Origin of the sequence: Streptomyces amakusaensis (assembly GCF_039532665.1) — a bacterium.
GTDB classification, from domain to species: domain Bacteria; phylum Actinomycetota; class Actinomycetes; order Streptomycetales; family Streptomycetaceae; genus Streptomyces; species Streptomyces amakusaensis.
The window spans coordinates 208,637-221,744 of sequence record NZ_BAAASB010000007.1 but is presented as its reverse complement, the minus strand read 5'-3'; the positions used below and the strand labels follow the sequence as shown (position 1 = coordinate 221,744).

General features: G+C 71.5%; 13 protein-coding genes. 6 read left to right on the top strand and 7 right to left on the bottom strand.

Annotation, left to right across the window (positions count from 1 at the left end; all coding sequences use genetic code 11):
• Positions 1-89 precede the first annotated feature (89 nt).
• Complete coding sequence (locus ABD371_RS15015; protein WP_344476926.1) at positions 90-1,631, top strand: ricin-type beta-trefoil lectin domain protein; 1,542 nt, start codon at positions 90-92, stop codon at positions 1,629-1,631.
• A gap of 60 nt (positions 1,632-1,691) precedes the next feature.
• Here ABD371_RS15015 and ABD371_RS15010 read toward each other — a convergent pair whose 3' ends face one another.
• Entirely contained in the window at positions 1,692-3,359 is a 1,668-nt protein-coding gene (locus ABD371_RS15010; protein WP_344476924.1) for a fumarate hydratase, read from the bottom strand.
• Positions 3,360-3,545: 186 nt separating this feature from the next.
• Between ABD371_RS15010 and ABD371_RS15005 the strand changes: the two genes are divergently transcribed.
• Positions 3,546-4,223, top strand: a complete 678-nt coding sequence (locus ABD371_RS15005) for a DUF1707 SHOCT-like domain-containing protein (protein WP_344476922.1) — start codon at positions 3,546-3,548, stop codon at positions 4,221-4,223.
• A 153-nt stretch (positions 4,224-4,376) separates the two neighbouring features.
• On the top strand, positions 4,377-4,730 hold the full coding sequence (locus ABD371_RS15000; RefSeq protein WP_344476921.1) for a WhiB family transcriptional regulator: 354 nt from the start codon (positions 4,377-4,379) through the stop codon (positions 4,728-4,730).
• A gap of 78 nt (positions 4,731-4,808) precedes the next feature.
• Here the strand turns inward: ABD371_RS15000 and glpX are convergent, their stop codons facing one another.
• On the bottom strand, positions 4,809-5,837 hold the full coding sequence (glpX, locus tag ABD371_RS14995; protein ID WP_344476920.1) for a class II fructose-bisphosphatase: 1,029 nt from the start codon (positions 5,835-5,837) through the stop codon (positions 4,809-4,811).
• Between the two features lie 160 nt (positions 5,838-5,997).
• On the opposite strand from glpX, the gene ABD371_RS14990 reads away from it, so the two are divergent.
• Positions 5,998-6,546: a DUF4245 domain-containing protein gene (locus tag ABD371_RS14990; RefSeq protein ID WP_344477234.1), complete on the top strand. Its 549-nt coding sequence runs from the start codon at positions 5,998-6,000 to the stop codon at positions 6,544-6,546.
• Positions 6,547-6,674: 128 nt separating this feature from the next.
• Here the strand turns inward: ABD371_RS14990 and ABD371_RS14985 are convergent, their stop codons facing one another.
• The 4 genes from ABD371_RS14985 to ABD371_RS14970 form a co-directional block, all read right to left on the bottom strand.
• Complete coding sequence (locus ABD371_RS14985; protein ID WP_344476918.1) at positions 6,675-7,265, bottom strand: malonic semialdehyde reductase; 591 nt, start codon at positions 7,263-7,265, stop codon at positions 6,675-6,677.
• A 141-nt stretch (positions 7,266-7,406) separates the two neighbouring features.
• Entirely contained in the window at positions 7,407-7,667 is a 261-nt protein-coding gene (locus tag ABD371_RS14980) for an exodeoxyribonuclease VII small subunit (protein WP_344476916.1), read from the bottom strand.
• A gap of 79 nt (positions 7,668-7,746) precedes the next feature.
• On the bottom strand, positions 7,747-8,955 hold the full coding sequence (gene xseA, locus ABD371_RS14975) for an exodeoxyribonuclease VII large subunit (protein WP_344476913.1): 1,209 nt from the start codon (positions 8,953-8,955) through the stop codon (positions 7,747-7,749).
• Between the two features lie 110 nt (positions 8,956-9,065).
• On the bottom strand, positions 9,066-10,478 hold the full coding sequence (locus ABD371_RS14970; protein ID WP_344476910.1) for an APC family permease: 1,413 nt from the start codon (positions 10,476-10,478) through the stop codon (positions 9,066-9,068).
• A 109-nt stretch (positions 10,479-10,587) separates the two neighbouring features.
• Between ABD371_RS14970 and ABD371_RS14965 the strand changes: the two genes are divergently transcribed.
• Positions 10,588-11,625: a 4-hydroxy-3-methylbut-2-enyl diphosphate reductase gene (locus ABD371_RS14965; protein WP_344476908.1), complete on the top strand. Its 1,038-nt coding sequence runs from the start codon at positions 10,588-10,590 to the stop codon at positions 11,623-11,625.
• 30 nt (positions 11,626-11,655) lie between these two features.
• Entirely contained in the window at positions 11,656-12,405 is a 750-nt protein-coding gene (gene ppgK / locus ABD371_RS14960; RefSeq protein ID WP_344476906.1) for a polyphosphate--glucose phosphotransferase, read from the top strand.
• Between the two features lie 51 nt (positions 12,406-12,456).
• Here the strand turns inward: ppgK and ABD371_RS14955 are convergent, their stop codons facing one another.
• A complete protein-coding gene (locus tag ABD371_RS14955; RefSeq protein ID WP_344476903.1) occupies positions 12,457-13,026 on the bottom strand; it encodes a DUF6542 domain-containing protein in 570 nt (189 codons plus the stop codon).
• Positions 13,027-13,108: the final 82 nt, after the last annotated feature.

Below are 13,108 nucleotides of genomic sequence, written 5' to 3'. Positions count from 1 at the left end.
GGCTACCGGCCAGTAAACATCTGGGGTCAACCGATGACGTCAACCGATGAGGCCGGCCGACGCGGCCGGCCGATCGCCGGGGAGGCGCTGTGAGACGCACCGCACGTACCACCGGGCACCGACTTCGCTGTACGGCGGCGGTCGCCGCCGCCGCGCTGACCGCCGGGCTGCTGGGGCTGACGGCCCCGGCAGCCGCCGCCGACGAGGGCGCGGGGAACCCCGTACGGAGCGCGGCCGTGCCGCTCGCGCCCCCGCTGGAGGCGGTGCGCGCCGCCGAGGCCGTGAGGCTGTACGGCAGCCCCGGCGAGCGCCCGCTCGCCGAGCGCAGGACCGCGCTGATCTCGCTCGGCGACAGCGAGATCTCCGGCGAGGGCATCGGCTCCTACGAACCGGGCACCGACGGCCCCGGCAACTGGTGCCACCGCTCGCCCGAGGCGGCGATCCACCGGACCGGGATCCCCGCCGACGTGACGTACAACGTCGCCTGCTCCGGGGCGGACACCGGGAACATCCGCATCGGCGGCGTCCGGCAGTACGCGGACGAGCCGGTCCAGAGCGACAGCCTCGCCGTGAAGGCGCGCAACACCCGCATCAAGATGGTCCTGCTGGTCGCCGGGGCCAACGACGACCTCGAATTCGCCCCGGTGATGACCGACTGCGTCACCCGCTATGTCACCCTCCAGGGGCCCTGCGAGCCGAAGTACGCCGGCGGCTGGCAGGCCCGGGTGGACGCGCTGGTCCCCAAGGTCGAGGCGACCGTCCGCGATCTGCGCACGGTGATGCGGGACGCGGGGTACGCGGACGGCGACTACAAGCTCGTGGTGATGGGCTACCCCAGCCCGATCGGCCCGGACTTCCGCGACAACCCGAACTTCCCCGGCAAACTGATCTGCGGGGGACAGGGGTACGACTCCGACACCGCCTGGGGCCGGAACACCGCCGTCCCCGTCTTCGAGCGCGGAATGCGCCGGGCGGCGGCGGCCACCGGGGCGGTCTACCTCGACAACTCGCGGCTCTTCCACGGCCACGAGGTCTGCTCCGACAACACCTGGGCGCGCGGGCTCTTCATCGACCTCGGCCACTTCCCGCCGGACGAGAACTCCGTCCGCCAGTCCTTCCACCCCAACGCCCGGGGCCACGGGGCCTTCGCCTCCTGCCTCACCCAGCTGTACGCCTCCGGCGCGCGCGAGGCGAGCTGCGCCGACGGCGCGTCCACCGGGCGGGCCGAGCTGGTGACCGGGGCGTGGGACGACCTCTACCGGCCGCTGCGGAACGCCGGGACCGGGGCCTGCGCGGACGTCACCGGCTCGGTGACGCGCAACGGGACGGCCGCGGTGGGCTGGGAGTGCCACGGCGGGCGCAACCAGGGCTGGTGGCACGATCCGGCGCGCGGCTCGATCCACACCGAACTCAGCCACGACCGCTGCCTCGACGTCCCCGGCTCCGACTACCGCGCCGGGGCCGCGCTGATCGTCTGGAACTGCTCCGGCTCCGCCAACCAGCGCTTCCTCGCCTCCGGCGGCACCCTGCGCCCGGCCGACGCGCAGCAGCTCTGCGTCACCCACAGCGGCGCGCGCGAGGCGCTGCGCCTCCAGCCCTGCTCGGGCGGCTCGAACCAGCGCTTCGCCTGAGTTCCCGTCGCTGTTCCCCCGGCCGGGCCCCGGCCGGGGGAACAGCGACGGAGCCCCGCGTCAGCCGAGACCCGGGCCCCGCACCGGGATCGAGGTGAAGGTCGGGGCGGGCGCGGGCTCGGTGAAGAAGTCGTTGCCCTTGTCGTCGACGACGATGAACGCGGGGAAGTCCTCCACCTCGATCCGCCACACCGCCTCCATGCCCAGCTCCTCGTACTCCACGACCTCGACCTTCTTGATGCAGTCCTGCGCCAGCCGCGCCGCGGGCCCGCCGATGGACCCCAGGTAGAAGCCGCCGTGCGCGCCGCACGCGTCCGTCACCTGTCGCGAGCGGTTGCCCTTCGCCAGCATCACCTTCGACCCGCCGGCCGCCTGGAACTGCTCCACGTACGAGTCCATCCGGCCCGCCGTGGTGGGCCCGAAGGAGCCGGAGGCGTAGCCCTCGGGGGTCTTGGCGGGACCGGCGTAGTAGACCGGGTGGTCCTTCAGGTACTGCGGCATCTCCTCGCCCGCGTCCAGCCGCTCCTTGATCTTGGCGTGGGCGATGTCCCGCGCCACGACCAGGGGGCCGGAGAGCGAGAGCCTGGTCTTGACCGGGTACTTGGTCAGCTCCGCCAGGACGTCGTCCATCGGGCGGTTGAGGTCGATCCGGACGACGTCGCCGTCCGTTTCGAGGTGCTCGTCCGTGGTCTCGGGGAGGAACCGCGCGGGGTCCTTCTCCAGCTGCTCCAGGAAGACGCCCTCGGCGGTGATCTTCGCGACCGCCTGGCGGTCCGCCGAGCACGACACCGCGATCGCCACCGGCAGCGAGGCCCCGTGCCGGGGCAGCCGCACCACGCGGACGTCGTGGCAGAAGTACTTGCCGCCGAACTGCGCGCCGATCCCGATCCGCTGGGTCAGCTCGAAGACCTTCTCCTCCAGCTCCTTGTCCCGGAAGCCGTGTCCGGTGGGGGAGCCCTCGGCGGGAAGCTCGTCCAGATAGTGCGCGGAGGCGTACTTCGCGGTCTTGAGCGCGAACTCCGCCGAGGTCCCGCCGACGACGATCGCCAGGTGGTACGGCGGGCACGCGGCCGTCCCCAGCGAGCGGATCTTCTCCTCCAGGAACTTCATCATGGAGGCCTCGTTGAGGACCGCCTTGGTCTCCTGGTAGAGGAAGGACTTGTTCGCCGAGCCGCCGCCCTTGGCCATGAAGAGGAACTTGTACGCGCCGCCGTCGGTCGCGTACAGCTCGATCTGCGCGGGCAGGTTCGAGCCGGTGTTCTTCTCCTCCCACATGGTGAGCGGGGCCATCTGCGAGTAGCGGAGGTTGAGCTTGGTGTACGCGTCGTAGATGCCGTGCGAGAGCGCCGCCTCGTCGCCGCCCGCCGTCAGCACCTGCTGGCCGCGCTTGCCCATCACGATCGCCGTGCCGGTGTCCTGGCACATCGGCAGCACGCCCGCCGCCGCGATGTTCGCGTTCTTCAGCAGGTCGAGCGCGACGAACTTGTCGTTGGACGAGGCCTCCGGGTCGTCCACGATCCGGCGCAGCTGCGCCAGATGGGCGGGGCGCAGATAGTGCGAGATGTCGTGCATCGCCTCGGCGGCGAGCGTGCGCAGCGCTTCCGGCTCGACCTTGAGGAATGTACGTCCGTCCGCCTCGAAGGTGGAGACGCCTTCGGCGGTCACCAGCCGGTAGGGCGTGGTGTCTTCTCCCAGGGGGAGCAGATCTGAGTACGTAAACTCTGGCATCGCGGCCATTCCTCACTCGGCAGACTTGACGGACATAACACATTTGACGGGCTGCGGGGCGGCTTCCAGCGTAGAGCGCGCCCGGCGGTGGGCTGCGGTGAGGTAAGGCTCAGTCGCCGAGGCCCGGGGCCCGGTGTGCCGTGTGGCCCCTGGTCGCGATCTATCGCGTTTCGCTACCCTGGCTCCGTGGACCTCGAAAAGCAGCCCCAGAAGCCTGTCGTCCCCCTGGAGCCCGGCGCGCCCTCCCGTGCTTCCGATGCCCTTCGCGCGTCCGACGCCGACCGTGACCGGATCGCCGACATTCTCCGGGACGCCCTGGCGGAGGGCCGGCTCGATCCCGAGGAGCACTCCGAGCGGATCGACCGCGTGTACCGGGCCAAGACGGTGGGCGAGCTCCAGCCCATCGTCCAGGACCTGCCGGCCGCCCCGGAGGGGAAGAGCTCCGAGGCCTACGCGTACGGCCCCGAGGCCGAGGGGGAGGCCGGCGAGAACCTGGTCGCCGTCTTCTCCTCCTCCGTCCGCAAGGGCCGCTGGCGGGTCGGCCGCCGCACCAACGCCTTCGCCCTCTTCGGGAACATCGAGCTGGACCTCACCCAGGCCCTGTTCGAGCAGCGGACCACGGTGATCAACGCGACCTCGGTCTTCGGCAATGTCGAGGTGCGCGTTCCGGAGAACATCACCCTGCGCGGCAATGGGAACGGGATCTTCGGGAACTTCGAGGTCAGCACCTTGGAGGCGGCCAATCCGGATGCTCCGGTGGTGATCGTCAACGGATACTCGGTTTTCGGAAATGTCGAGGCCCGGCCCAAGCGGGGGCACAGGGTCTCCGACCTCCAGCGTCGCCTGCGCAAATACCTCGGCTGACGGTCGCGCGCTCCGGAGCGGTTTTCGGCCTTGAGCGCCCACGCGCGGTTTCGCGCCCCCGGCGTCTGCGCCACTCAGTGCATAGGAGTGCGTACAGCGGGTAGGGAGTGCTGCATCGTCTCTCGCTCGCGAAGCCGTCGTCAGGAGTAGACCGTGCTGCAACTGCCGTACCAGTCCTTGCAGGTGACCGCTGTTCCGTCTCAGCGTGTCCCCGTGAGGGAAGACCAGGACGGACCCTGGCACGCGGAGGCGGTGTGCCGTCGGGACGAGGCCGGGCTGTTCTTCGCCCCGTCCAAGGAGCCGACGGCCGCGCGGCTGTCCCGTGAGGAGGCCGCGAAACAGGTCTGTGCCCGCTGCCCGGTGATGGTCGAGTGCCAGGAGCACGCGCTGCTCCAGCCCGAGCCGTACGGGGTGTGGGGCGGGCTGACGGCCGCGGAGCGCCGGGTGGTGCTCGCCCGGCGTCGGCGGCGCGATGTCGAGGTCAAGAAGACCCAGTCCGCGGCCTGAGCCGGAACCCCGGCCAGGGGTCGCCCACCGCACTGGGCGACCCCTTTCGTCTGTCGTCGTCCCTTCCGGGCTCGTTCGCTACTGGGCGCGGTCGAAGTCGACCTGGCTGTAGGCGCGCAGCTTCGACAGCCGGTGCGTGGAGTCGATCTGGCGGATGGTGCCCGACTTGGAGCGCATCACCAGCGACTGGGTGGTGGCCGTGGCGCCGCCGTACCGCACCCCGCGCAGCAGCTCGCCGTCGGTGATCCCGGTCGCGACGAAGAAGACGTTGTCCCCCTTGACCAGGTCGTCCGTGAGGAGCACCCGGTCCAGGTCGTGGCCCGCGTCCAGGGCCCGCCGGCGCTCGGCCTCGTCCTTCGGCCAGAGCTTGCCCTGGATCGTGCCGCCGAGGCACTTGATCGCGCAGGCCGTGATGATGCCCTCGGGGGTGCCGCCGACGCCCATCAGCAGATCGACGCCGGTGCCCTCGCGCACCGCCATGATCGCGCCGGCCACATCGCCGTCCGAGATGAACTTGATGCGCGCGCCGGTCTCGCGGATCTCCTTGACGACGGACTCGTGGCGCGGGCGGTCCAGGACGACGACGGTCACATCCTCGGGGGCGACGCCCTTGGCCTTGGCGACGCGGCGGATGTTGACCTGGACGGGGGCGTTGATGTCGACGAAGTCGGCCGCCTCCGGGCCGGTCACCAGCTTGTCCATGTAGAAGACGGCCGAGGGGTCGAACATCGCGCCCCGGTCGGTGGCGGCCAGCACCGCGATCGCGTTCGGCATGCCCTTGGCCGCCAGGGTGGTGCCGTCGATCGGGTCCACGGCGATGTCGCACTCGGCCCCGGTGCCGTCGCCGATGCGCTCCCCGTTGAAGAGCATGGGCGCTTCGTCCTTCTCGCCCTCGCCGATGACGACGACGCCGTTCATCGAGACGGTGTGGACGAGGGTGCGCATGGCCCTGACGGCCGCGCCGTCGGCGCCGTTCTTGTCGCCGCGCCCCACCCAGCGGCCGGCGGCCATGGCGGCGGCCTCGGTGACCCGGACCAGCTCCAGGGCGAGGTTGCGGTCGGGGGCCTCGGGCGAGACCTCCAGCTGGGACGGCATGTGCTCGGTCATCGGAGCGCACCTTTCTGTACGACGACGGCCGGAATGAGGGTTTTGAGGGGGTTTCCGGGGGTGCCCCCAGGAAGACACAGTATCCGCCCATCGACAGAATGAGCAGCGGGGCCCACGTTTGAGCGCGCACCTCGGATGCGACGATGGTGTCGTGGCAGGTATGCGAGGCAGACAGACGATCCGCGACATGATTCTTTCGATGCTGGCCATCGGAGGCGTCGTCGGCGTGATCTACTACACGGCTCTTCCGAATGACGACGAGGGTGATCCGCTCAAGCGGGTCGACTACCGGGTGGAGCAGGTGACGGCACAGCGCGCCGCGCCGTATCCGATCGTCGCGCCGAAGGGCCTGCCCGAGGAGTGGAAGGCGACCTCGGTCTCCTACAAGGGGTACGACGGCGACGCCTGGCACCTCGGGTTCCTCGACCCGGACAAGGAGTACGTGGCGGTCGAGCAGTCGACCGAGGTCAAGGGCAAGTTCATCCCCAAGGTCACCCACCGGGCCGAGAACACCGGCAAGACGCAGCAGGTGAACGGCGAGGCCTGGCAGCGCTGGGAGGGGTCGAAGTACGACGCCCTGGTGCGCGAGGAGAAGGGCGCGATCACGGTCGTGACGGGCACCGCCCCGCTGGCCCGGCTGACGGAGATGGCGGCGGCGCTGGAGTCGAAGCCCGTGCCGAAGCCCTCCCCGGCGATCCCCAAGGCCTGAGGCTCTCCCGTACGGACTCGTACGGACTCGTGCGGACTCGTGCGGACTCGTACAGAAGGGCCGCCGCACCCGGCAGGGGTGCGGCGGCCCTTGTGCGTACCGGCCGGCGGGCCGGTGGCGTCGATCGGTCAGACGGTGGTGACCACGTCGTCGTAGTCGAGGCGCGGCAGGCGCGGGAGGGAGGCGTCCTCGCCCGGCCGGCCGATGTTGACGATCATCAGCGGGGTGTGGTCGTCGTCCAGGAACTCCTTCTGGACACCGGCGAAGTCGAAGCCGGTCATCGGGCCCGCGGCCAGACCGGCGGCGCGCACGCCGACGATGAAGTACGCGGCCTGGAGCGCGCTGTTCATGCCGGCGTTCGACTCGCGGGTCGAACGCTCCGAGAAGAAGACGTCCTTCGCCTGCGGGAAGTGCGGGAGCAGCCGGGGCAGCTCCTCGTGGAACTCGTTGTCCGCGGCGAGGATCGCGACGAGCGGCGCGGTGCCGGTCTTCGCCCGGTTGCCCTCGCTCATGTGGGGGAGCAGCCGGGCGCGGGCCTCCTCCGAGCGGACCAGGACGACCCGCAGGGGGGTCTGGTTGAAGGCGGTCGGCCCGTACTTGACGAGGTCGTAGATCGCCTGGACCTGCTCATCGGTCACCTGCTCATCGGTGAACGTGTTGGCGGTACGAGCCTCGCGGAAGAGGAGGTCCTGGGCGACGGGGTCAAGGACGAGAGACATGCGGCGCACCTTTCAGGGCGGTGGGGGTGTACGACCGGGTGCAACCGTAGCGCAGTAGATTAAATTTCAACTAATCCGCTGTTGTGAGTCGCCTCACATCGGACGCTCGCCGTGCCCGGCCCGTCCCACCTGCTCCTTCTCTCACTCCGAGGTTACTTCGTCGCTCTCCGTCCCAGTCTCCGGCGCGGTCTCCGTCCCGGGGCCGCGCAGCGCCGCGTCCAGCCGGGCGCGCGCGCCCTCCAGCCAGTGACGGCAGATCCGGGCCAGCTCCTCGCCGCGCTCCCAGAGCGCGAGCGACTCCTCCAGCGTGGTGCCGCCCGCCTCCAGCCGGCGGACGACGTCGATCAGCTCGTCCCTGGCCTGCTCGTATCCGAGTGCGGTCTCGTCCGTGTCAGCGGTCATGCGATCCATTCCTGCCTGTGGCTGATGATTTCCGCGGGATGCGGGGCTTCCTGGGGGTGCGGGGACGGCGGGGCGGGGCTCAGTCCGTCACCCGTACGGCGAACTCGCCCTCCGAGACCCGGGCCCGCAGCTCCTCGCCCGCCGTCACCTCGCCGGCCGAGCGCACCACCGTGCCGTCGTCGCGCCGCAGCACCGCGTACCCCCGCTCCAGGGTCGCGGCGGGGGAGAGCGAGACCACGCGCGCCCGGGTGTGCGCCAGCTCCGAGTCCGCGCGGTCCAGCAGATGCCCCAGCACCCGCCGGCTGCGGGCGACCAGGGCGTCGGCCTCCGCCTCCCGCTGGTCGACCATCCGGTGCGGATGCTCCATCGAGGGACGGGACAGGGCATGGGCCAGCCCCCGCTCCTCGCGCTCCAGCAGTGCCCGGACCGTCCGCAGCGAACGGTCCCTGAGCTGCCGCACCCGCTCCAGCTCCTCGCCCACGTCCGGCACCACCTTCTTGGCGGCGTCGGTCGGCGTCGAGGCCCGCAGATCGGCGACCAGGTCGAGCAGCGGGGCGTCCGGCTCGTGCCCGATCGCCGAGACCACCGGCGTACGGCACTCGGCGACCGCGCGCACCAGCCGCTCGTCCGAGAACGGCAGCAGATCCTCCACGCTGCCGCCGCCCCGCGCCACGATGATCACATCCACCTCGGCCAGCTCGTCCAGCTCCTGGACGGCCTGGACCACCTGGCTGACCGCGCGCACCCCCTGGACCGCGACATTGCGCACCTCGAAGCGGACGGCGGGCCAGCGCCGCCGCGCGTTCTCCAGGACATCGCGCTCGGCGGCGGAGGCCCGGCCGCAGACCAGCCCCACCCGGTGCGGCAGGAACGGGAGCGGCTTCTTCCGGTCGGCGGCGAAGAGACCCTCGGCCCCGAGGAGGCGCTTCAGCCGCTCCAGCCGGGCCAGCAGCTCGCCGATGCCCACCGGCCGTATCTCCACGGCCCGCAGCGACAGCTGCCCCCGGGGCGCGTACCACTCAGGCTTGGCGTGCACCACGACCCTGGCGCCCTCGGTCACGATGTCGGCGACGGCGTCGAACACCTGCCGGTAACAGGTGACGCCCACCGAGATGTCGTGCGCGGGATCCCGCAGGGTCAGAAAGACCACGCCCTGCCCGGGCCGCCGCGACAACTGGGTGATCTGCCCCTCCACCCAGACCGCCCCGAGCCGGTCGATCCAGCCGCCGATCAGCCGGGACACCTCGCCGACGGGGAGCGGGGCGTCCGGGGACGTGTTGAGAGCCATACGAGCGAGCGTAACGGCCGGGTCCGACAATGCCCCGACGACCTGCGCGCCCCTGCGGGACCGGCCCCGGCCGCGGGCGCACCCGTCACGGAACCCGCCTCGTGGCCGCCTCAGAGCCTCCGGGCCCGCCGGGGCTCCCCGGGCCCCCGGGGCCCGTCCCCGCCCCCTGGGCGCACCGCACGCCCCCACAGCACCGCGAGCACCACCAGACCCACCCCCAGCCACACCACACCCACCAGCTGCGCCGTGCCGGACGCCTCCACGATCACCGCGATCAGGATCGCCGCGCCCAGCGCCGGGGCCACCAGATGGCGCAGCCAGTGCGGCGGACCCTCCATCCGCCGGACCACGAACCAGCCGATCACGCTCGCGTGCAGCAGCACGAACGCCGTCAGCGCGCCGATGTCCACCACCGACACCAGCAGACCCAGACCGTCCGCCCGGCGCGCCGCCCACACCGCCGCCACCAGGTTCACCGCCGCCGCGAGCAGCAGCGCGACCCGGGGCGTACCGCCGTCCGTACGGGCCAGCACCCGCGGCAGCCGCCGCTCCCGCGCCATGGCGAAGAGCAGCCGGCCCGCCGCCGCCTGCCCCGCCAGCGCCGCGAAGGCCGCCCCGATCGCCTTGCTCACCGCGATCAGATCGTGCAGCCAGGAGCCGACCGACGCGTCCACCGCGTCGTAGAACGCCGCGCCCTGCCCGGCCGGATTCGCCGCCAGCTCCGCCGAGGACACCGGCTCCAGCAGCGCCGCCAGATACGTCTGCACGAAGAAGAGCACCCCCGCCAGGGCCAGACAGAGCAGCACCGCCCTCGCGACCTTCCGCGAGCCGCCGGTCACCTCCTCCGCGAAGGAGGCGATGGCGTCGAAGCCCAGATACGACAGCACCGCCACCGACACCGCGCCGAACACGGCCGCCATCGAGAACGCGGTGTCCCCGGTGAGCGGCGAGAGCCACTCCCGCTGCGCCCCGTCCCGGGCCAGCACGACCACCGCCGACACCACGAACACCACCAGCACCACGATCTCCATCGCCAGCACCGCGAAGCCGACCCGGGCCGCCGCCCGGACGCCCCACAGATTCAGCAGCGTGGTCACCACGACGGCGATCCCCGTCCACACCCACCGGTCGACCTGCGGTACCAGCGCCTCCATCGCGATCCCCGAGAAGAGGTACGCGACGGCCGGGATGAGGAGATAGTCGAGCAGCGCCATCCACCCGGCGATGAACCCGGGCCCCTCGCCCAGCGCCTTGCGGGCATAGGTGAAGACCGACCCGGCCTGCGGCGCGACCCGCACCATCTGCGCGTAGCTCAGCGCCGTGAACGCCATGGCGACCGTGGCGACCGCGTACACCAGCGCCACCGCGCCGTGCGACTTGGCGTCGAGCGTGCCGAAGACCCCGACCGGGGCCATCGGGGCGATGAACAGCAGCCCGTACACCACCAGATCGCGGAAGCCGAGGGTCCGCCGCAGCCGGCCGCCCTCCCCGGCCGGGCCGGGGCCCTCCTCAGCTGTGGCCATCGGCCCTCCGTCCGTCGCGGGCGGCGCGTCCGCGCCGTCGTGCCCGTCGCGTGCGTCCTCAAGTCTTCCCCCGGGCGGTGAGATCCCGCCTCTTCTGAGCGGCCTTACGATGGGAGGCATGACTTCTACGTCTCCGGCCCGCCGCGTCCTTCTCGCCGCTCCCCGCGGCTACTGCGCGGGCGTGGACCGCGCCGTGATCGCCGTGGAGAAGGCCCTGGAGCAGTACGGCTCACCGGTCTATGTCCGCCACGAGATCGTCCACAACAAGTACGTCGTCCAGACGCTGGAGCGGAAGGGCGCGATCTTCGTCGACACCACGGCGGAGGTCCCCGAGGGATCCATCGTCATGTTCTCCGCGCACGGCGTCGCCCCCGTCGTCCACGACGAGGCCGCCCGGCGCAACCTGGCGACCATCGACGCGACCTGCCCCCTGGTCACCAAGGTGCACAAGGAGGCCGTCCGCTTCGCGGCCGAGGACTACGACATCCTGCTCATCGGCCACGAGGGCCACGAGGAGGTCATCGGCACCTCCGGCGAGGCCCCCGACCACATCACCCTGGTCGACGGCCCCGACGACGTCGACAAGGTCGAGGTCCGCGACGAGTCCAAGGTCGTCTGGCTCTCCCAGACCACCCTCTCGGTCGACGAGACCATGGAGACCGTGGACCGGCTGAAGGAGAAGTTCCCCCAGCTCATCGCGCCGCCGAGCGACGACATCTGCTACGCCACCTCCAACCGCCAGACCGCCGTGAAGCAGATGGGCGCCGAGGCCGACCTGGTCATCGTCGTCGGCTCGAAGAACTCCTCCAACTCGGTCCGGCTGGTCGAGGTGGCCCTGGGGGCCGGCGCGAGCGCCGCCCACCTGGTCGACTACGCGAAGGAGATCGACGAAGCCTGGCTGGAAGGCGTCTCCACGGTCGGTCTGACCTCGGGCGCGTCCGTGCCGGAGGTGCTGGTCGAAGAGGTGCTGGAGTGGCTGTCCCAGCGCGGCTTCGAGGACGTCGAGCTGGTGAAGGCCGCCGAGGAGACGATCACCTTCTCGCTGCCCAAGGAGCTGCGCCGCGATCTGCGCGCCGAGGCGGCACGGCTGATGGCCGGCGCGTCCGCCAACGCGTCCACCGGTGCGTCCGAGGCGTTCGACAAGTAACAGCCGGGGGCTGCCCTTAACGTTGACTCCATGAACGTCTTCGGAGTGGACATCGGCGGCTCGGGCATCAAGGGCGCTCCCGTGGATCTGGAGCGCGGCGACCTGGCGCAGGAGCGCCACAAGGTGCTGACACCGCATCCGGCGACGCCGGACGCGGTGGCGGACGGGGTCGCCGAGGTGGTGCGGCACTTCGAGTGGTCCGGTCCGGTCGGCATCACCTTCCCGGGCGTGGTGACGGACGGCGTCACCCGCACCGCGGCCAATGTCGACAAGGGCTGGATCGACCGGGACGCGGCCAAACTGCTGAGCGACCGGCTCGGCGGCGCTCCGGTCACCCTGCTCAACGACGCGGACGCGGCGGGCGTCGCCGAGATGACCTTCGGCGCCGGCCGGGGCCGCAAGGGCACCGTGATGCTGTTGACCCTCGGCACCGGCATCGGCAGCGCCGTCTTCATCGACGGGCGGCTCGTGCCCAACACCGAGCTGGGCCATCTGGAACTGCACGGCCGGGAGGCCGAGAAGCACGCCTCGACCAAGGCCAAGGAGGACGAGGACCTCAGCTGGCCCCACTGGTCGCGGCGGCTGGAGAAGTATCTGGCCCATGTGGAGATGCTCTTCTCGCCGGAGCTGTTCATCATCGGCGGCGGGGTCAGCCGAAAGGCCGAGAAGTTCATTCCGCATCTGGAGGGGATCCGGGCGGAGGTCGTCCCGGCGCAGCTCCAGAACAACGCGGGGATCGTGGGCGCGGCGATGGCCTCCTCGTCCGACAGCCGCCGCTAGGCCGTCTCTTACGGATCTTGCTGGGGCTCAGCCTGATCCGTGGGAAACGCCCTAGCGGCGGCTCGGCGACGGCGGTCCGGGGCGGGTCCGCCGTCTGCGGCGGCCCATCTGCCGCACCTTCCGTACGGAGGCGATCACCCCGGCGATCAGCGTCCCGCCGTACAGCCAGCCCGCGTGCACGGCCAGCGACGTGACCACGGCCATGATCTGCCCGCCGAGCCCGCCCTCCCCGCCGGAGATCGGCACGATCCCGGCGGCGAAGGCGATCGGCACGCCGATCGGCGCGGTGACGATGTCCGCCTCCCGCACCCAGAGCGCCGTCAGCGCGCACACCGGCAGGAAGAGCAGCCCGTACGCCACCGGCGAGCCGTCCAGCAGCAGCCAGTCCAGCGTCCCGATCACCACCATGGCCACCGAGGCGAAGAGCCCGCCCCCCAGACCGGTCAGCCGGGGACTGGGCAGTCTCCGCAGCGCCAGCACCACCGGGGGCACCGGGCGGCCGGGCCGCGCGGGGGGCCGTACGCCGTACACGGCGGGGCCGTCGGCGAGTGCGCTCTGCGACGACAGCGGCGGCTGAGGCCGCTGTCGGCTCTGGGGGTGACGGGTCCTGGGCTGCTCCACGCGACCAACGTAGGCGGGGAGCGGGGAGTAATCAGGCACAGGACACGCCCTTTGGGTGACCTTGGCGAAAGGTTCGACTGCC

Excerpts from the sequence above, each read along its gene's own strand:
- ABD371_RS15010 (WP_344476924.1), bottom strand. The coding sequence starts at position 3,359 with ATGCCAGAGTTTACGTACTCAGATCTGCTCCCCCTGGGAGAAGACACC.
- glpX (WP_344476920.1), bottom strand. The coding sequence starts at position 5,837 with ATGACCGAGCACATGCCGTCCCAGCTGGAGGTCTCGCCCGAGGCCCCC.
- ABD371_RS14990 (WP_344477234.1), top strand. The coding sequence starts at position 5,998 with ATGCGAGGCAGACAGACGATCCGCGACATGATTCTTTCGATGCTGGCC.
- ABD371_RS14985 (WP_344476918.1), bottom strand. The coding sequence starts at position 7,265 with ATGTCTCTCGTCCTTGACCCCGTCGCCCAGGACCTCCTCTTCCGCGAG.
- ABD371_RS14980 (WP_344476916.1), bottom strand. The coding sequence starts at position 7,667 with ATGACCGCTGACACGGACGAGACCGCACTCGGATACGAGCAGGCCAGG.
- xseA (WP_344476913.1), bottom strand. The coding sequence starts at position 8,955 with ATGGCTCTCAACACGTCCCCGGACGCCCCGCTCCCCGTCGGCGAGGTG.
- ABD371_RS14970 (WP_344476910.1), bottom strand. The coding sequence starts at position 10,478 with ATGGCCACAGCTGAGGAGGGCCCCGGCCCGGCCGGGGAGGGCGGCCGG.
- ABD371_RS14965 (WP_344476908.1), top strand. The coding sequence starts at position 10,588 with ATGGGAGGCATGACTTCTACGTCTCCGGCCCGCCGCGTCCTTCTCGCC.
- ppgK (WP_344476906.1), top strand. The coding sequence starts at position 11,656 with ATGAACGTCTTCGGAGTGGACATCGGCGGCTCGGGCATCAAGGGCGCT.